A 17,853-nucleotide genomic window follows, 5' to 3' on the forward strand; every position below is an offset into this window, starting at 1 on the left:
ATTCAGAAAAATGTTCGGTCATCATGACTCCTTTATTGCCAGTAACCGGTGGCTTGTTTGAGTTCTGCTTCGGCCCGCAAGGCATCGAAACGTGCGGTGATTTGTCGGGTATACGCCTTGTCGCGCGCCACTTCGGCTTCGATATAGCGGGTCACCGTCACCACGCCGGCTTGGCGCTGTTCATTGACTAATCGCAAGGCTTCTTCTGCAGCTTTAACCGCTACGGCGCTAACTTCCGCTCTACTCAGAGCGTCTTGCAATTTGACTTGCGCCGATTTGAGCTGATGTTCGATACGTAAGCGGGTCTGCCTGGCAGCCTCTTGGGCGGCGGTCAATTCGTGCTCGGCTTTCTTGATTTTTTCCTGCGTCGCAAAGCCGGAAAACACATCCACTTCCACCATCACGCCAGCCGTGACATTATCGCGATTACTGCTGAAGGCCAGATCTTTGCTGTCAGAACCATAGCTGACAAAGGCGTCGGCGCGAGGTAAGTGGGCGGCTTGCGCGACATCAAGCTGACGTTCGGCCATCGCCACACGCTTCTGGGCAGCTTGCAATTCAGGATGACTGCTCAGCGCCTGATTGAGTAATTCGTCGAAAACCGCCGGACTGGCGGGTAACGCGACTTGTTGAGTTGAATTAATGACAAAGGTTTCGTTAGCGGGCAAACCCAGCAAGGTTTTCAACATACTCTGCGCCAACTCAATAGCATTGGCGGCTTGGATTTCCGCATCCTTGGCTTCGGCCAACTGCACTTCCAAGGACAGTACGTCGGACTTCAATACGGTGCCGGCATCGAAGCGAATCCGCGACTGATCCAGCTCGCTTTGCACTGCTGTGATGGAGCGCTGACTAATCTCGTGCGCTTCCATCGCCGCCAACTCGCCGTAGTAAGCCGCTGTGACGTTATTGACCAACTGGTTGCGGGTCGCGGCCTTTTCCAGTTCAGAGGTTTCGATACCCAGTTCCGCAGCCTGCTTGCGGTAATAATCCTGACCACCGCGAAACAACGAGTACGTCGCTGTCACTTGCGGCCGATAGTTATCAACCCCGCCGGGATGATTGAAGTCGTTACCGACAAAGCTGAGCCGACGCTGGGCAATGATCATCGCAAATGCCTGGGCCGGATTGTCGCTGTGTTGATAAGACAAGCTGGCTTTAATCTGCGGGTAAAAACTGGCCAAAGACTCACCCAATTGCGCATTGGCCTGTTCAATACGCGCTTGCATGATGCCCAGCTCGGGATTGTTCGCCAGCGCGGTGTCAATGGCTTGCTCCAAGCTGAATTGACTGGGCTCCGCATCGGCGAAGGCCGTATCCATAACCAACATCAGTGCGAAGGCAAGCTGCCGAAAATATCGATGTGTCATTGAGTAATCTGCATTCAGTTAGGGCAAATAGGGTGGTATGGAAGCTTAGACGCTTAGTTCCTTTGGTAGACGGCACAGTCGCGTTCGTCATTCCATACCAGCACGGCATAAACCAGTGTCAGCCTTTCAGACGCATAATGCCAAACATTTTTAAGGTCAGTTTTTCATAGTAAGGCTCGCTAATACCCTTGCGAACTTTACGCATGAAGTATTTTTCATAACCAATTTTAGCCAAATGCACCCATTTACCGCTGGACGCCCACTGCACGTTACGTGGCGGAATTTGCGGCATGGCCAGGAAAGCGACGCCCGAATCGCCAAAGTCCGCCAGACATAGTGCATTCCAGGTGCCTTTTTCTTTAGGCTGCTTGCCATCCAGTTCTGCCCGTATGTTATGAGCCGTAGCAGTAACCATCGACTCGATCATATAACCAGTCTTAGGCGTGCCAGTTGGTACCGGGGTTTGCTCCAGCGGTGGAATGGCAATGCAAACGCCAATGGAATATATATTTTTGAAGGTGGGGTTGCGTTGATTCTCGTCAACAATCACAAAACCGCGCGGATTCACCAGTTTGTCGATGCCTAGTAGCGCATCAACGCCTTTGAACGCCGGCAGAATCATACTGTGTTTGAACGGTAACTCGTGTTTCTTTTTCTCCTGACCGTTTTCATCCACTTCGGTGACATACATCATGCCGGCTTCGATCTTGTCGATTTTGGCATTGCAAATCCAATTGATATGTTTGTTCCGCATCTCGGCTTCCAGCATCCCTTTGGTATCGCCCACGCCGCCCAAGCCCAAATGGCCGATGTAGGGTTCCGAGGTGACATAAGTCATTTTCACCTTATCGCGGATTTTACGTTGCCGCAGGTCGGTTTCGGCGATAAACATGTATTCATAGGCAGGGCCAAAGCAAGACGCCCCTTGGGCGGCACCGACGATAATCGGACCCGGATCTTCGACAAACTTATCCCAAAATTCACCGGATTCTCCGGCATGATCGACGTGGCACACCGATTGGGTATGGCCGTTGGGCCCCAAACCCGGCACCTCGTCAAAGGCCAGTTTCGGGCCGGTGGCGATCACTAAAAAATCGTAATCGACTTGCGAGCCATCGGCCAATTCCACTTGATTGTTTTCCGGATGAAAACGGGTGACTTTTTGTTGAATGAAACCGATCTTCTTTTTCTTGAACATGGGTGCCAATTCGACCTTGATATCTTCCGGCTTGCGCCAGTTGACCGCCACCCAAGGATTTGAAGGCACGAAGTGAAAGGTCGGGGTATCGGCGATCACTACTACCTCATCTTCTTTCCGAGCGTTTTCTTTCATTTCCAATGCCATCGGGATACCGCCAATGCCCGCGCCTACGATTACAATTTTTGCCATGAGACTACTCCTAATTGAAAGATAATTATTTTTTTGCCGCGGTTATTGGCAGTTTTCTTTAATGCCCAATTTTTTAAGAATCATTTCCAGCGGGCAGAATCGGGTAAAACCGCTTTGAAACAAATTGGCCCCGACAAATGCGGTAAACCAAAGCCAATTGCTTGACTGAAATAGTGGGCTGCCTTCAACGCCCAGACTCAGCGATAGCAAGACAAATAAGCCGGCGACGATACGAACAATGCGTTCCGCGGTCATGACAGCCTCTCTTTGCTGCGTTGCGCCAAGCTCTCGCACGATTGATCGATGCCGTGATGATCGATATCGCACACCGATTCCAGCCACATGGCGTTGATGATGGCGAAGGACGCCGCGAAACCGACGCCAAGTATCCAAGCGAAATACCACATGATGTGTCTCCTTAATAAAGTGTGTGACTGTCTTTAAGAACAGCTGCTTCGGTGACGCTGCCCCACATCACCCGATACACAAAACGGGTGTAGAGCAGGACGATAGGCAGAAAAATGATGGTGATCCAAAACCCCAGCAATAAGGTGTTATGACTGGAGGTACCGTCCCACACAGTCAGACTGGAACCGGGCGCGGTAGACGAGATCAGCAGGAAGGGAAACAAACCAAAACCGACCGTCAGCGCCACACCGGTGATGCCCAGGCTACTGAATACGAATGCCCCCATCCTGGACTCGCCCTTGCCTAACAACCAAGCGAGCGCGATACCGACAAAAGCAATCAGCGGCGCCAGCCACATCCAGGGATAAGTCATGAAATGCTGCAACCAGCTTGCGCCATGAGCAATCACGGTTTTATGCAGCGGGTTGGAAGGCGCATCAGTAGCCGCCATCTGGGTAATTTCCGGGCGATCAATACCAACAAAGACCCAAAGTGTTACTGCTGTTAACGCGAGCAATAACATCGGCCCCAAGGATTTGACCGTGTTCACGGCGCGGTCGTGAATGACACCCTCACTGCGCCATTTCAGAAACAATGCGCCGTGAAAGGTCGTTAGCAACAGCCCCGTCACGCCACACAGTAAGGCAAACGGACTCAACAGCGCCCAGAACGAACCGTCGTAAAACGCGCGCAGATCTTGGTCGAAATGAAACGGCAGGCCCAGAATCAAATTGCCCACCAATACACCGAGCAGAATCGGCGGCAAGGTGCTGCCGATGAACAGACTCCAGTCCCAACTGTTGCGCCAGCGCGGGTCTTCGATCTTGCTGCGGTAATCAAAAGCGGCCGGACGAAAGAACAAGGAAAACAACACCAACAGCATCGCCGCATACAGCCCGGAAAACAGCGTGGCATACACGGCCGGCCAAATCGCGAATATCGCGCCGCCCAACAATACTAGCCAAACCTGATTACCTTCCCAGGTGGCGCCGACGGTGTTGATAATCACCCGGCGCTCCACGTCGGTTTTACCGATAAACGGCAGCAAAGTGCCAACCCCGAAATCAAAGCCTTCGGTCAATGCGAATGCAATGCCGACGACACCGATAAAAACCCACCAGATCAGGCGGATAGTTTCATAATCAAACATAACGAACTCCTGTTGACGAATGGTTTAGGCGGGTTGCTGTTCGAGACAATACCGCCCGGTATGCAAACTGCTGGGCCCGAGGCGGACGTACTTCAACATCAGGTACATCTCGATAATCAGCAATATGGTGTAGAACACGGCAAAGCCGCCGATACTGAACCACAGTTGCCCGGCGCTGAGGCTGGAGACGCTCATATGGGTAGGCAATACGCCGGAGATAGTCCAGGGTTGGCGACCGACTTCGGCAACAAACCAACCGGTCTCGGCGGCTATCCAGGGCAAAGGGATGCACCAGACCGCCATGCGCAACAGCCAGCGTTTTTGATCGGCTACTCGAGTGGCGCAGTAGTAAAACGTCATCGCAAAGATGAACAGCATAATAAAGCCGCAAGCCACCATGATGCGGAAGGTCCAGAACAACGGCGCGACTTTGGGAATCGTGTCGTTGGCGGCTTTTTGGATGGTGGCGGCGTCGGCGTCAATGACCTTGTCGGTGTATTTTTTCAGTAATAAGCCATAACCCAGGTCGGCCTTGTGATCAGCAAAATGCTGTTTGACACTAGGGCTGTTATCGCCGGCGCGTAGTTTTTGCAGATTGTCGTAAGCCACCATGCCGCTGTGGATACGCACCACACTGTCCTCGCGCAAATCTTTAAGACCTTTAACGTCTTCGTCGATGGAGCGGGTGGCAATCAGGCCCAACACGTAGGGAATTTTGAGCGCCATGTCGGTTTTCTGATTGTCCTGATCGGGTAAACCAAACACGGTAAAACCCGCAGGGGCCGGGTGGGTATCCCATTCCGCTTCAATCGCAGCCAGCTTCATCTTTTGAGTTTCGCCGGAGGTGTAACCGCTTTCGTCGCCCAAAACGATGACCGATAAGATGGAGGCCAAACCAAAAGCCGACGCAATGGAAAACGAACGTCTAGCGAAGCCGATGTCGCGCTTGTTGAGCAAGTACCAGGAACTGATCCCCAGCACGAACATCGAGCCGGTGACATAACCCGCCGCGACGGTATGTACGAATTTAACCTGCGCCACCGGATTGAAGAACACGTCAGCAAAGCTGGTCATCTCCATGCGCAGGGTTTCGTAGTTAAACTCAGCCCCGACCGGATATTGCATCCAGCCATTGGCAATCAGAATCCATAAGGCTGATAGGCTGGTCCCAACCGCTAGTAGCCAAGTAACCGTAAGGTGCTGGACCTTGCTGAGTCTATCCCAACCGAAAAAGAACAAACCCACAAAGGTCGATTCCAAAAAGAATGCCATCCAGCCTTCCGCCGCCAGTATTGGACCGAAGATGTCACCGACGTAATGCGAGTAGTAAGCCCAGTTGGTGCCGAACTGAAACTCTAGCGTCAAACCGGTGGTGACGCCCATGGCAAAGTTGATCCCAAACAACTTGCCCCAGAATTTGACCATGTCCTTGTACACCTCTTTGCCGGTCATTACGTAGACCGACTCCATGATGCCGAGGATAAAGGTCATGCCCAGGGTCAAGGGCACAAATAGAAAGTGATACAGCGCGGTTAGCCCGAACTGCATGCGTGACAGCATGACTATATCGTCACCGAACATGGCGAGACTCCTGGGTGGGTTGTGAGGAAAAATCGGGATTGCTTTGGACCGGTGCGGCGGGCAAAGCAAAGTGTGCGGCGATGTCCGGTTTAACAGTGGGGCGCTCTTGCCAGCGGAAGATCAGAAACCACAGGCCGGTGAGCAGGATGACTTTTATCAGCAGTGCTACGGCTATTTCCCAGCGCAGCAAGCTGGATTTCGGTAAAGCCGAATGGGCGGTATCTTTCATAGCCGCCTCCTGATTTATTGGCCGGCCCCTTAAATTCACAGGAGTCGTCATTCCAGCGCTCGAGGTATCAGTTTCTGAGAATTGACCGAAAAACATACGCGGCTCACAAATATAATTAATCAATAATATTTTTATATCAATTTGCGTGCCAAGCGTAATTTCTCCCATTAATCAAGGTAGATAAGAGCCGATCACTATCGACAGGCGCAAAAAGATGTTTCACAATGAAACATTGAAACACTATTTAGGAAATTGAAACGAAAATGAAACGTGGCGCGCCGATTCTGCAACAGCCTCCCGCTTATTTAACCCGACTCCCTAAATGCCGCCGCCCCCAGGTGCGCCGGAGTCTGCCGGGTTTAAAGGGATTCAGGCCGTCGCGGGAACGACGAATCCAGGAAATTTAGCGGTTATCAAGCCGGCCCTATTTGTCACTGGTATCCCGTTCGGGCTGAGCTCATCGAAGCCCTAGCGGGTGTGCCCTTCGACAGGGCAAAGGGTACTTAAGGGCCGGGTTGATAATATGCGACTGGCAATTAGGTAATTCTTCTATTACCGAACCAAAAGTTTATAGGTTTGCTCCACCATTTTAGTTAAGCCACGCTCCTTAAAGTGCAGCTCGGTCGCTAAAGCATCGTCGCTGGTCAGCAATTCGACTTCACACCAGTGGCTGTATAAACGCTCAACTTCATCGGCTTGTACGCTAAACGGCGGCCCAGGCATTTCGTGCTGGGGATAATCGAACGCTATCAGCAACATTTGCACGTTGGTCGGCAAGAGAGAGGACAGTTTCATGACGTAATCGATGCGCATATCCGGCGGCAAGGCCACCAGCGCCGCCCTATCGTACACCGCGTCAAACTCGCCGACGTCGGCAGTTTGCAATGCAAAAAAATCTCCGCAGAAAATCTGCAAGCCGTCCACCTCGCTGACCCAAAAATCGCCTTGGCGCCGCACGGTCGGCTGCAAATTGTTATCGGCGAAAAACGACTCGACAGCCAGCGGGCTTAATTCCACACCCACCACCTGATAACCCATGGCCAATAGCCAGAGCAAATCTTTACTCTTACCGCACAGAGGCACAAACACCCGCGCTTTATCTGGGATAGACAAGCGCGGCCAATGCGTTTGAAGAATGGGGTTGAACTCATGCTTATGAAAACCAATTTGGTTCTGCTGCCAACGCTGATGCCAGAAATCATGATCCATAGCCTGCCCTCTCATTTGATTTTGCACGAACAGCCATTCTATTTGACTTGCCGGTTTGCTGCTCGGCATTATTAGTAGCGAAAAAGCGTATTTTTCGGCAATGGCGAAGCTGATAGCAATCAGCCCTTCATGTCCGCTGGCGCTGCTTGTCGATACTGAGTTTCGTATAGCGTTTCACCGGTTAAAAAGCCACCTTGACCCGCCAATACCTTGGTCGCCAGCCATTCGGATTTATTCGTGGACGTTATTAACTCGCCCTTAATAACTATAAGCCGACGCAAGAACCCATGGACGTAGATCTAACAAATCGTGATACATTTCGATGCGTCGCGCGGTCAGGCGAACCGGAGCCGTTGCGAACGTTTCTTCTGCATTGGCAGGATAAGAAAAACCGGTTCAGCACACGCTGCCGAGCAAGTCATGCCGGCTTAACTCAGCAGTAGACAATTTTTAACCCATCACAAGGAATTTTTATGGAACGTCGCGATTTTATTCGATTGAGTGCCGCCGGTGCGGCGATTAGCGCCATTGCGCCAAGCCTGGCCCAAGCCGCGGAAGCCGGTAAACAACCTACACCGCCGGGCGATGTGTTTTACACCAAGGATGCGCAAGGCCGCTGGGCCGGCAAAGCCGCGACGCACCTGCCGGTAATTGAAGTCGTTAAAGCCGACGGCAAAGCCACCGTCAAAATCACGACGCCGCACGAAATGAAAGGCTATGAACATTACATTATCAAACATGTACTGCTGGATAAAGACTACAAATTCCTGAACGAGCGGATGTTTGATCCCAGCAAAGATCCGGCAGCCATTTCCGAATTCAGTCTGGCGGGATACTCAGGCACGGTCTACGCATTAAGCCAGTGCAACAAGCACGATCTTTGGTTGAGCAGCGCCGAAGTCTAAAAAGTTCACCAGCGATGACAGGGAAGTTATCGCGAATTTCCGGCTGATAGCACTATTTGCCTATCCTATTCACTAAGCGGTTGTCATCTGCAAATTGGGACGATTAAATATCCGCTAATTTAATCGCCTTCAAAAAACCATGCGCCCCGATCAGGCCATCAACCTCAACCCTATCGCCGATTTCCTGCACGCGCCGGTAGCCATCGATGTAGCCGGCGCCAGCCCGAGCAATCGCCCCTTGCTGACTCGCGGATTAGGCTGCCGGGTTTTGGATGAAGGCCGGCAATTATGCGTTTTCGTGTCGCAGCCTAGGTCCAAGGCTTTACTTGATACGTTGCAAATTGGCTCGCGGATCGCGGCGGTATTTTGTTTACCGTCCACCGAACAAGCGATCCAAATTAAAGGTTTAATTACCGACATCAGACCTTTGACCGCCGCGGAACAAGAAACGCTATCCGCCTGCCAACACGGCTTTGCCGCCGCAATAGCCTGTCTGGGTTATAGCGCCGAGTTCAGCGCCAATTATCGATATGCCGCGGATTGCGTGTCCTTAATCATCACGCCCCACGACATTTACGAACAAACGCCTGGCCCGTTAGCCGGCAGCCGCCTGAGTCGACCCGTTTCATGAGCCCGACGCTAGAAACATTACGCCCTTGTTTTGAAGGCGCGATACCGGCGGCGCTGGCCACTTGCGCGACTGACGGCACCCCCAACGTGGCATATTTGTCTCAAGTGCAATATGTCGATGCCACGCATCTGGCGCTGACTTTTCAATTTTTTAATAAAACCCGCGCCAACATCCTGGCAAATCCCCATGCCAGCTTGTGCGTGACCGATCCATTCACGGCCACCAGTTACCGGCTGGCAATCCGGTATTTACGCACCGAAACAGCCGGCCCCTTGTTCGAAGTCATGCGCGCGAAGCTATCGGGTATCGCCGCACACACCGGGATGACCGAGGTGTTTCGCTTACTGGGCGCGGATGTTTATCAGGTACTGAACATAGAACTGCTGGTTGGGCCGACGCCGCTACCGGCACCGCCCAGGCCCAAGCTGCTGCCGTTCTTACGCCGAGCGACCGCGCAACTCAATCGCTGTGTCGATCTGGACAGCCTGCTCGGCGCGACGCTAAACACGCTGACCGAGGATTTCGGGATCGCTCACGTCATGCTATTGCTGCACGACGAAACCCGCGCCTGTCTGTATACCGTCGCCAGCAGCGGTTACGACGTCGCCGGGATAGGTTCGGAAATTGCGCTGGGCCACGGCGTGATCGGCATTGCCGCTCGCGAGCGCACCGCGATCCGGATCGCCCACATGACTCAGGAATACGGCTACGGCAAGGCAGTGCGCGAACAAATGGAGCGTATCGGCCTAACCGGCCAGTTGGAAACGGCCATCCCGATGCCGGGCATCGCTGAAAGTCGCAGCCAAATGGCGATTCCATTGCTTTTGGCTCAACGGCTGTTGGGGGTAATTTATGTCGAAAGCCCTGAAGACCTGGCTTTTGGCTATGACGAGGAAGATGCGCTGACAGTACTGGCCGACCATTTGGCCGCGTCGATGCAAGTTCTCGCGGGCGCAGAGTCATGCCTTGATGCGGACGTGGCTATCGACTCGCCGCCGCCTACGGTGCCGCAAGATTCGCTATTGCAAGTTCGCCATTTTCCGCGCGATCACAGCGTGTTTGTGGACGATTCATATCTGATCAAAGGCGTGGCCGGCGCGATTCTGTGGCACTTGCTGCGGTGCCATCAAGAAACCGGCCGCAGCCAATTCAGCAACCGGGAGTTGCGTTTACAAGCTGAGTTGGGCTTGCCTGAGATCGCGGATAATCTGGAGACCCGCCTGGTCTTGTTAAAACGCCGATTGGATGAACGCCAATGCGGTATTCGCCTGAAAAAGACCGGTCGCGGACAGTTCTGCCTCCAGGTGGATAATCGCTTGTCCTTGGATGAAGCCAGTTAATTGCTTTACGCCCAGCCGCCGTAACATAGCTACCCCGGCATTAGCGAATTAGTGATTTTTTAAGATTTCATGCCGGTTTTCTTAACAGTGTTCGGTCGGTTTTCTAGCTAAACTGGCGCCGTTTTCAATTTCACAGATAATAATTTTATGGCAATCAACTTTATCCGCATCGCCGTGGTTTACGCGATCATTGGTATAGGCATCGGCATTTACATGGCTGCCAGCCATTCTTTTCTACAACGCGACACTCACGCGCACGCCAATCTGCTGGGCTGGGTGTCCTTGGCACTATCGGGACTGATCTACCAAGTCTTCCCGGCCCTGGGCAACCATGTTCTAGCCAAAGCGCATTTCTGGCTGCATAACCTCGGCTTGCCTGTCACCATCGTCGGGATAGCATTGTTGTACGATGGCAACCCGGCCGTAGGCGAACCGCTGGCCGGCATCGGTTCCAGCGTGGTTGCTTTGGGATTTCTGGCCTTGCTGTTCAATGTATTTAGAACACCGCTATCGGATCAGGTTTAAGTACGAGTAATCCTCGCTGTTATCGATGTCCAGTTCCGCTTCCGGCAACGGGATTTTTACCAAGTGGCTATCGAGCTTAGCCAATAGCGACTTGGCCCCGCGATCGCCAGTCAAGCTTGCGAGCTGTTGAAAAAATTCGGCCGGAAACACGGCCGGCACGCCAAACGACTCCGCGTACTGACTCGCCACAATACTTTCCGTCGCCTGCTGCCAAGCCCGCAGCAGGTTTTGCAGATGCGCGGCGTTAATCAGGGGTTGATCGCACAGCATCAATAACACCGCGCCGGCCGTGGCCGGCAAGGCTTCGATACCTGCTCGAATCGAACCGGCCATGCCGTCCGCCCAGTCCGGATTCAGTACCACACTGACGCCGTTCAGATCGATAGCGGTGGTTATCGCCTCGGCATTTGCGCCCAACACCACGACGATCCGCTCGGCCAAAACGGATTGCGCGTTGGCAAGCGCATGCGCCAGTAATGGACGGTCTTGCCAGATCAGTAATTGCTTGGGGCTACCCATTCGGCTGGAAGCGCCCGCCGCCAGGATCACCGCATAGACATGATCAATGGCTGCATTCATGCTTGCTGGAGACGACTTCATTGCCTAGTTGCAAGCCGCTACGGCCGTTGAGCTGCGCATGGATGCCGGCCACAATAGACAGCGCGATCTCTTCCGGGGTTTGCGCGCCGATGTCCAATCCCACCGGGCCGAATACCCGCTCGTTGATTAGCGCGGCATCCTCGCCCAAGCTTTGCAGTAACCGTTGCTTGCGATGCGCCGGCCCCAGCAAACCGATAAACGGTACCCGGCAATGGACGATGGCTTGCAAGTAGCGTTGGTCGTATTCAATGTTGTGGGTCATCATCATGATGGCATTGAAGCGATTTAAATCCAGCTGCTCCGCCACCTGTTCAGGGGTCAGATGCAATAATTGATCAGCCAACGGAAAACGCTCGGGTTTGATGTGCGCGGGACGGTGGTCGACCAAGGTCACTCGCCACCCTACGGATTTGGCGCAGTTCAGCAGCGGTATCGCGTCGGCACCGGCGCCGAATATCAGCAACTGCCAAGGCGGCTGCACTGGGTCGTAAAAGGCTTTGATCTCCTGGCCGTCAAGCAGATGGGTTTCGATACGCGGTTTTTGTTGCAAGGCCGTTTGCAGTGCCGCTGTGGCAAAGGGAAACGGCGCGCTGGGCAAGATCGGTTGCTCGCCGACGATGGCGGCCGGCAGGAACTGGCTGCGGCCGGCCGGAAAATCCGAGTGCCCGGAATCGAACACTGTCACCAATACCCCATGAGCTTGGACTTCGGCGGCTTCGACCAACTGACTCAAAGGACTAAAATCCTGCTCGGCTGTTAATAATTGCAGCAACACCCTAACCGCGCCGTTACAACCGAGACCCAAACCCCAGATTGCGTCTTCCCCGGAACGCATGTCGTAAAACAGCGTTTTGGCTTCGCCGGTTGCAAACACCGAAGCGGCCTGCTCCACCAGATCCCTTTCAAAGCATCCGCCGCCCAGCAAACCGACCAACTCGCCGGTCTGGGTAATCAGCATCCGCGCGCCGGCCTTTTGATATGTCGAGCCAAAGGTTTCGATAATGGTCGCCAGCACGCTGTCTTCCTGGTCGCGTTGCAGTCGCCGATAGGCTTCTTGCAGATGATTGATGTGATTGGCCATGGCTTACTCGCTTGCGGGTATGCCGACGATTGTACTAGCCATATCAACTCCAGCTCAAATCGGTGCGCAGCAAGGGCAATTGCCGAACCCGCACACCGGTGGCGGCGAAGATCGCATTGCACACAGCCGGCGCCAATGGCGGCAGCGCCGGTTCGCCTAGGCCGGTGACCGGATATTCGGTTTTCAGAAAATGCACATCCACCTGGGTTGGCGCATCGGCAATGCGGATCATCGGATAATCCCCAAAGTTGCTCTGGACGATGCGGCCTTTTTCGATGTTCAATTCCTGGAACATCAAGGCCCCCAGACCATCGACCACCGAACCCTGCACCTGATTTTCCGCGCCGCTAAGATTGACGATTTGCGCGCCGATGTCGGTGACGACCACGACTCTATCGACTTTAAGCTTGCCGTCTTTGGATACCGTGACTTCGGCGACTTGGGCAATGTAACCCAGATGGCTAAAATGAAAAGCGATGCCCTGCCCTTGGCCACGTGGGAGAGTTTTTTTGCCCCATTCGGCCTTTTCCGCGACGTGCTGCAACACATGCTTCATCCGGTTGACATCGTAAGGGATACCTTGCTGGCCGGTGCCAGGAATAAAGCCTTTATCGCCCAAGATTTCTAATCGAAACTCTAGCGAATCGCGACCGGCGGCATGCGCCAGTTCGTCGATAAAACTATGAAATACCCACGCGAACACATTACTGCGTGGCGCGCGCCATGGCCCCATCGGAATATTGCACTCTAGCGGCGTTTGCTCCAACAGGCAGTTTTCCACCCACCGGCCAGGAAATTCGTCGCCAGACAGATTGGCGCCACTGCCCAGTTCCAGGGTTTCCTTGCCATCCTTGAACACTTTATGGGCAAAGGTGACGAAATGGTTATGCCAGGCGATTAGCTTGCCTTTGTCGTCCAGGCCGCCTTTTAGAAAGTGAAAGCCGCCGGCGCGGAATTGGTCATGTTGCAAATCGTCTTCGCGGGTCCAGGTTAGTTTGACCGGTACGCCGATTTGCTTGGCGATTGCCGCCGATTCGATGATGTAATCCGGGATCAGACGTCGACCGAAACCGCCACCACTGCGGGTAATATGCAGGATGATTTTCTCCTTGGGAATCCCCAAGGTTTCGGTAACGATCTTCTGCCCGGTTTCTGGGTTTTGAGTGGGTGCCCAAATCTCGATGCCGCCGTCCTTGAACCAGGCCGTGCAATTTTGCGGCTCGATACTGGCGTGAGAAATGAAAGGATAGACGTAGGCCGCTTCAACGGTTTTGTCCGCATCCTCTAAAGCTTGCTTCGCGTTGCCGTCGTTACGCAACACTTCGCTGCCGGCCTGTTCTGATAACTCCTTGGCTTTGGCACTAAAGCCAGCCCAGCTTTGCGCGGATGCAGGTCCTTCGTCCCAAACCACTTCCAGTTGCTTGCGTGCGGTGAACGCCGCCCAGGTAGAATCGGCGACGATCGCCACACCCGGCAACAAGCCTTTCAAGCTGGTTCCGCCCTCAACGACAAAGACATGTTTTACGCCGGGGAGTAATTTGATTTTGTCCAGATTGGCGCTGACGATCTTACCGCCAAACGCCGGACATTTTTGATAGGTCGCATACAACATACCGGGCAATTGCACATCTATGCCGAACAAAGGCTTACCGGTGACAACGGCCGGATTATCTACGCCGCCAATTCGGGTACCCAGTAATTTATAGTCTTTAGGGTCTTTCAATTTCACCGATTCCGGCGCAGGCACCGGAATCGATACCGCCTTTTCCACCAGTTGACCGTAGCTAAGCTGTTTACCGCTGGCCGGATGATGCACTGCACTATCCTTGGCAACCAGTTCAGCGGCAGGCACCCGCAAGAGTTCGGCGGCCGCCAGGATCAGCATGGTTCTGGCCGTAGCGCCTAGCTTATGAAACTCCTGATAATTAGTCGGCGTGGAGCGCGAACCGCCGGCGCTTTGGCTACCGTAAATCGGGTCCAGATCGCCCTGCACGATTTGCACATCCAGCCAGTTCACTTCCAGCTCTTCGGCAATCACCATCGGTAGCGAGGTTTTGATGCCCTGGCCTATCTCCGGCTGCTTGCTGATCAAAGTCACTTTGCCGGTCGGCGCGATGTGGATAAAGGCGTTGGGTTTAAACACGCTGCTTTCCGCAATGGTGGACGGCTTGGCAACCCGCTTGGCGGCGCTATCGGCGACATTCAGATAAAAACCCAGCACCAAGCCGCCGCCGGCCAGCGTGGACTTGCGCAAAAAATCGCGGCGGCTAGCATTTTCCAATTCGTATTCGTTCATATCGACTCCTTGACAGCGAGTTCAGCGGCACGGTGAATGCCGGCACGTATCCTTAAATAAGTCCCGCAACGACAGAGATTGCCGGCCAGTTCGACATCGATCTCGGCGTCGGTCGGACGGGGATTTTTTTTCAAAAGCGCAGCCGCAGTCATGATCTGCCCAGCCTGGCAATAACCGCATTGCGGCACATCCAGTTCCTGCCAGACTTTCTGCAAGGGGTGTTCGCCGCTGGGATGCAAGCCTTCTATGGTGGTGACCTGACTGGAGCCGACTTTGGCAATCGGCGTCAGACAAGCCCGGGTCGGCTGGCCGTCGATATGCACGGTACAGGCGCCGCACTGCCCAATCCCGCAGCCGAATTTGGTACCAACCAGATTGAGATGATCGCGCAGCACCCACAACAAGGGCGTGTCCGGATTAACATCCACGGTCTTTTGCGTACCGTTGACGTTGACTGTGTATTTGCTCATAAGAATCGATTATTTGTTGGTTGTAATTATGTGGAGCACGCTCGTAGCAGTCCACTGTGAAGCAATAATCGCACCGGATATGCTCGGCAGATACCTTTCAAATGTGCGCCTTATAAACGATTGAATATCAAGATGTTTATCCGGAAAATCGACTCTCCAGAAGAAAACAACCCGCTTATTGCAAGCTTACTTCCGCGTCAACAACCGCTAAGCAGCTGCTGTATCAACATCTAATCAGCAACTTTTGCTGACCTACCAACACATCAATCACCGTTAAATCCATAAATTTCTTTGCAAACAACGAGTTAAAAACTGGCATATAAATTGAGTAAGTAATTAGGCGATATAGCAGATATTAAGGATTATCTCGTATTGTTAAAACCGCTAACTTTCTGAGTTTATTCAGACCTAAAAATCATAAATAAACTATTGAGGTATTACTCGGTTTTAAATAGTGCCTTTAACTAAACATTTCCCAGGGGGATATTATGAAAACTACTGTAGCGCTGATTGCCAGTGCCTTATTAATTGCCAGCAGCGGCGTATTTGCTGAAGAACATGCTGCCGAATCGCTAAAACACGCGGAACATGCGGTAACTCATGGAAAAGCGGGCCATGCGGATCAATTGGTGGAGCACGCCGAAAAAGCCTTGGCTCACGTCGATAAAGCAGAAAGCGCCGCCACTGGCGAAGCCAAAGCGCACATTAGCGCAGGTAAAAAATCACTGGAAGAAACCATTGCGCATGGCAAACAAAACCACGCTGAAGTAGCGACCAAACATGCCGAAGAAGCCGTAGGTCACTTCAAGGCAGGTAATATTTAAACTACCGCAACGCAATATAAAACGGACAGAACGCAGCTAATCGGCTATTCCGGATAAATACCGTAGTGGCCGATTTTAGATATTCAATATTTCAAAAATATTACTTACATTTATTTGTAAAAAAGGGACTATTAAAATGGCAAAAATTACCAATTTGCGGGTTGGCGAATCCTTGGTAGGCGAAGGCAATGAAATCGCCCATATCGATTTAATTATTGGCCCGCGCGGCTCCGCAGCGGAAACTGCTTTTGCAAACGCGCTGACCAACAACAAAGACGGTTTTTCCACTTTATTGGCGGTGGTAGCGCCTAACTTGTTGGTGAAACCGGCCACGATCTTGTTCAACAAAGTCACTATCAAAGGCTCAAAACAAGCGGTACAAATATTTGGACCGGCGCAACGCGCGGTCGCCATTGCAGTAGCGGAATCGGTTGAAGAAGGCATCATTCCCGCCGACGAAGCCGACGATTTGTTTATTTCCGTGGGCGTATTCATTCATTGGCTGGCCGAAGACGACGCCAAAATCGAAGAATACAACTACAAAGCCACCAAGGAAGCGATTGCTCGCGCTGTCGCCGGATTTCCAAGCGCTCAAGAAGTAATTGCCGCTAAAAAGGACGCTAAACATCCTTTCGCAACTAATAACGTTTAACTTTTTAGTGTGCCAGATCAGAGCCGTTTTGATGTTTGCAATAGCAACACACAGCCGTTTGAAACCCGCCTTTGCGGGTTTCTTCGATTTGGCGCAAGCATTTATCTAAGCGGCAAAACACTGATAACAAGGATCAGACTGTGCGTAGCCAAGCCGTCTCCCAACCAAAATTCAATACCAACTACCGTCTGGCTGGTCGGTGGGTGAGATCCAATGGCCTACACCCAGCAAAATCGTACTGGGTCCGGTCGTCAATTACGGCTATCACGATACAGTCAGCTGTTTCTTCCAGTCGACAATCTGGTTTTGATGAATCTCAAACTCCTGGGTCAACTGCGCCAGGGTTTTATCACCCGTCAAAGCGGCCAAGGCGACTTTGGCCTTGAAGGCCGGCGAATGTTTTCTTCTCGGTTTTTTGGACATCTTCTGCTCCATTGTTTTGTCCTTACGGACGTTCAAAAGTAGCAGGGATTTTCACTTAACCGGCTGTTCAATTTTTCGGGGCCAGCTCTAACAAATTAAAAAGACCGGACAGCACGCACGCTAAGCTTACTGTATTTATTGTAGCGATCCTGGTCGCCATTGCCGAAGCCCTGGATCCAGGCGCTGTTGATGTCTTGCTCCGTAGCGCTCCAATAGTCGTCTTTAGCAAAACCGCCCACCACGTTTTCTGTGTTCATATAAGACTTTTAACTCAGTCTTTGTCGGCAAATGCCAGCCGGAGCCATAAGCGCCTGCAACTGTAACAGCGTCACTCCAACTTAGTGAATTGATCTCATCGGCTGCTTTCGCTTCCAGGCCATGCTCACCCATATCATCGACATAATAGACTTTGCCACCTTGGGGGCCACTGTCGCCGAGCCCATTTATTGCAGCAGTCTTAGCTCTCTCGCTATATGGAATGGCCGGACTAACAGTGCTTTCCGCTTGAACAGCATGCCCCAATAATAAACCCACAGCCAATAAAACCACTTTTGCTATTTCTTTGAGATCAATCATGGCAATGCTCCTTATTTCTGTTTGGCTGTTAGTGGTTCACTGTCGCTGATGCGGCGCTTTACGCAAGTTATTAAGTTCACAGCCTAGATTAGCGAGGGTATTTATTAGTTCCTGGTATTGGCTATCATAGTGAAAGGCCAGATGACTTGCCTGCCCCAGACTACAAAGTGGGCAATTGGAGATGGATGTTGAA

At 52.6% G+C, this 17,853-nt stretch carries 20 protein-coding genes and 1 pseudogene; 6 read left to right on the forward strand and 15 right to left on the reverse strand.

Annotated features, from left to right (window positions below; translation table 11 throughout):
- Nucleotides 1-32 precede the first annotated feature (32 nt).
- The 8 genes from METH11B_RS0103785 to METH11B_RS0103820 form a co-directional block, all read right to left on the reverse strand.
- Complete coding sequence (locus METH11B_RS0103785) at nt 33-1,370, reverse strand: TolC family protein (RefSeq protein WP_026600865.1); 1,338 nt, start codon at nt 1,368-1,370, stop codon at nt 33-35.
- A 118-nt stretch (nt 1,371-1,488) separates the two neighbouring features.
- The gene (locus METH11B_RS0103790) at nt 1,489-2,760 is read right to left on the reverse strand and encodes an NAD(P)/FAD-dependent oxidoreductase (protein ID WP_026600866.1); all 1,272 of its coding nucleotides are present in this window, start codon (nt 2,758-2,760) and stop codon (nt 1,489-1,491) included.
- A gap of 42 nt (nt 2,761-2,802) precedes the next feature.
- Nucleotides 2,803-3,015 carry a YgaP family membrane protein gene (locus tag METH11B_RS0103795; RefSeq protein WP_026600867.1) on the reverse strand — a complete coding sequence of 71 codons (213 nt, stop codon included), beginning with the start codon at nt 3,013-3,015 and terminating at the stop codon, nt 2,803-2,805.
- Nucleotides 3,012-3,167, reverse strand: a complete 156-nt coding sequence (gene cydX, locus METH11B_RS30035; protein ID WP_020481307.1) for a cytochrome bd-I oxidase subunit CydX — start codon at nt 3,165-3,167, stop codon at nt 3,012-3,014. Before cydX ends, METH11B_RS0103795 begins: the two co-directional genes overlap by 4 nt.
- Nucleotides 3,168-3,178: 11 nt before the next feature.
- A complete protein-coding gene (cydB, locus tag METH11B_RS0103805; protein WP_026600868.1) occupies nt 3,179-4,318 on the reverse strand; it encodes a cytochrome d ubiquinol oxidase subunit II in 1,140 nt (379 codons plus the stop codon).
- A gap of 24 nt (nt 4,319-4,342) precedes the next feature.
- The gene (locus METH11B_RS0103810; RefSeq protein ID WP_026600869.1) at nt 4,343-5,899 is read right to left on the reverse strand and encodes a cytochrome ubiquinol oxidase subunit I; all 1,557 of its coding nucleotides are present in this window, start codon (nt 5,897-5,899) and stop codon (nt 4,343-4,345) included.
- The gene (gene cydP, locus METH11B_RS0103815; RefSeq protein WP_026600870.1) at nt 5,889-6,128 is read right to left on the reverse strand and encodes a cytochrome oxidase putative small subunit CydP; all 240 of its coding nucleotides are present in this window, start codon (nt 6,126-6,128) and stop codon (nt 5,889-5,891) included. The genes METH11B_RS0103810 and cydP overlap by 11 nt, the downstream gene beginning before the upstream one ends.
- A gap of 552 nt (nt 6,129-6,680) precedes the next feature.
- Nucleotides 6,681-7,337, reverse strand: coding sequence for a thiopurine S-methyltransferase (locus tag METH11B_RS0103820; protein ID WP_036276790.1), 657 nt, complete (start codon nt 7,335-7,337; stop codon nt 6,681-6,683).
- A 473-nt stretch (nt 7,338-7,810) separates the two neighbouring features.
- Between METH11B_RS0103820 and METH11B_RS0103825 the strand changes: the two genes are divergently transcribed.
- The 4 genes from METH11B_RS0103825 to METH11B_RS0103840 all read left to right on the forward strand — a co-directional run bounded on the left by METH11B_RS0103825 (nt 7,811) and on the right by METH11B_RS0103840 (nt 10,738).
- Entirely contained in the window at nt 7,811-8,242 is a 432-nt protein-coding gene (locus METH11B_RS0103825) for a desulfoferrodoxin family protein (RefSeq protein WP_026600872.1), read from the forward strand.
- A 139-nt stretch (nt 8,243-8,381) separates the two neighbouring features.
- Complete coding sequence (locus METH11B_RS0103830; protein ID WP_026600873.1) at nt 8,382-8,873, forward strand: hypothetical protein; 492 nt, start codon at nt 8,382-8,384, stop codon at nt 8,871-8,873.
- Nucleotides 8,870-10,213, forward strand: coding sequence for a GAF domain-containing protein (locus METH11B_RS0103835; RefSeq protein WP_026600874.1), 1,344 nt, complete (start codon nt 8,870-8,872; stop codon nt 10,211-10,213). Before METH11B_RS0103830 ends, METH11B_RS0103835 begins: the two co-directional genes overlap by 4 nt.
- Nucleotides 10,214-10,360: 147 nt before the next feature.
- On the forward strand, nt 10,361-10,738 hold the full coding sequence (locus tag METH11B_RS0103840) for a hypothetical protein (protein WP_026600875.1): 378 nt from the start codon (nt 10,361-10,363) through the stop codon (nt 10,736-10,738).
- On the opposite strand, the gene METH11B_RS0103845 is transcribed toward METH11B_RS0103840, so the two are convergent.
- The 4 genes from METH11B_RS0103845 to METH11B_RS0103860 are packed head-to-tail and all read right to left on the reverse strand — an operon-like array spanning nt 10,721 to nt 15,185.
- Nucleotides 10,721-11,317 carry a nucleotidyltransferase family protein gene (locus METH11B_RS0103845; RefSeq protein ID WP_026600876.1) on the reverse strand — a complete coding sequence of 199 codons (597 nt, stop codon included), beginning with the start codon at nt 11,315-11,317 and terminating at the stop codon, nt 10,721-10,723. The genes METH11B_RS0103840 and METH11B_RS0103845 overlap by 18 nt on opposite strands.
- The gene (locus tag METH11B_RS0103850; RefSeq protein ID WP_026600877.1) at nt 11,301-12,419 is read right to left on the reverse strand and encodes an XdhC family protein; all 1,119 of its coding nucleotides are present in this window, start codon (nt 12,417-12,419) and stop codon (nt 11,301-11,303) included. Before METH11B_RS0103850 ends, METH11B_RS0103845 begins: the two co-directional genes overlap by 17 nt.
- 43 nt (nt 12,420-12,462) lie before the next feature.
- Nucleotides 12,463-14,715: a xanthine dehydrogenase family protein molybdopterin-binding subunit gene (locus METH11B_RS0103855; RefSeq protein WP_026600878.1), complete on the reverse strand. Its 2,253-nt coding sequence runs from the start codon at nt 14,713-14,715 to the stop codon at nt 12,463-12,465.
- On the reverse strand, nt 14,712-15,185 hold the full coding sequence (locus tag METH11B_RS0103860) for a (2Fe-2S)-binding protein (RefSeq protein WP_026600879.1): 474 nt from the start codon (nt 15,183-15,185) through the stop codon (nt 14,712-14,714). The genes METH11B_RS0103855 and METH11B_RS0103860 overlap by 4 nt, the downstream gene beginning before the upstream one ends.
- A gap of 488 nt (nt 15,186-15,673) precedes the next feature.
- Here METH11B_RS0103860 and smbP point away from each other — a divergent pair, with 488 nt between their 5' ends.
- Both smbP and fae read left to right on the forward strand, forming a co-directional pair.
- Entirely contained in the window at nt 15,674-16,009 is a 336-nt protein-coding gene (gene smbP / locus METH11B_RS0103865) for a small metal-binding protein SmbP (RefSeq protein ID WP_026600880.1), read from the forward strand.
- Between the two features lie 136 nt (nt 16,010-16,145).
- Complete coding sequence (gene fae, locus METH11B_RS0103870; RefSeq protein WP_026600881.1) at nt 16,146-16,661, forward strand: formaldehyde-activating enzyme; 516 nt, start codon at nt 16,146-16,148, stop codon at nt 16,659-16,661.
- Between the two features lie 276 nt (nt 16,662-16,937).
- Here the strand turns inward: fae and METH11B_RS29025 are convergent.
- The 3 genes and pseudogenes from METH11B_RS29025 to METH11B_RS26140 all read right to left on the reverse strand — a co-directional run.
- Nucleotides 16,938-17,084, reverse strand: a pseudogene (locus METH11B_RS29025) (transposase); the annotation flags it as partial.
- A 95-nt stretch (nt 17,085-17,179) separates the two neighbouring features.
- Complete coding sequence (locus tag METH11B_RS29695; protein WP_231499577.1) at nt 17,180-17,341, reverse strand: DUF1566 domain-containing protein; 162 nt, start codon at nt 17,339-17,341, stop codon at nt 17,180-17,182.
- Nucleotides 17,307-17,660, reverse strand: coding sequence for a hypothetical protein (locus METH11B_RS26140; protein ID WP_026600883.1), 354 nt, complete (start codon nt 17,658-17,660; stop codon nt 17,307-17,309). The genes METH11B_RS29695 and METH11B_RS26140 overlap by 35 nt, the downstream gene beginning before the upstream one ends.
- Nucleotides 17,661-17,853: the final 193 nt, after the last annotated feature.

The sequence above is a fragment of the Methylomonas sp. 11b genome (assembly GCF_000515215.1).
Lineage (GTDB): Bacteria > Pseudomonadota > Gammaproteobacteria > Methylococcales > Methylomonadaceae > Methylomonas.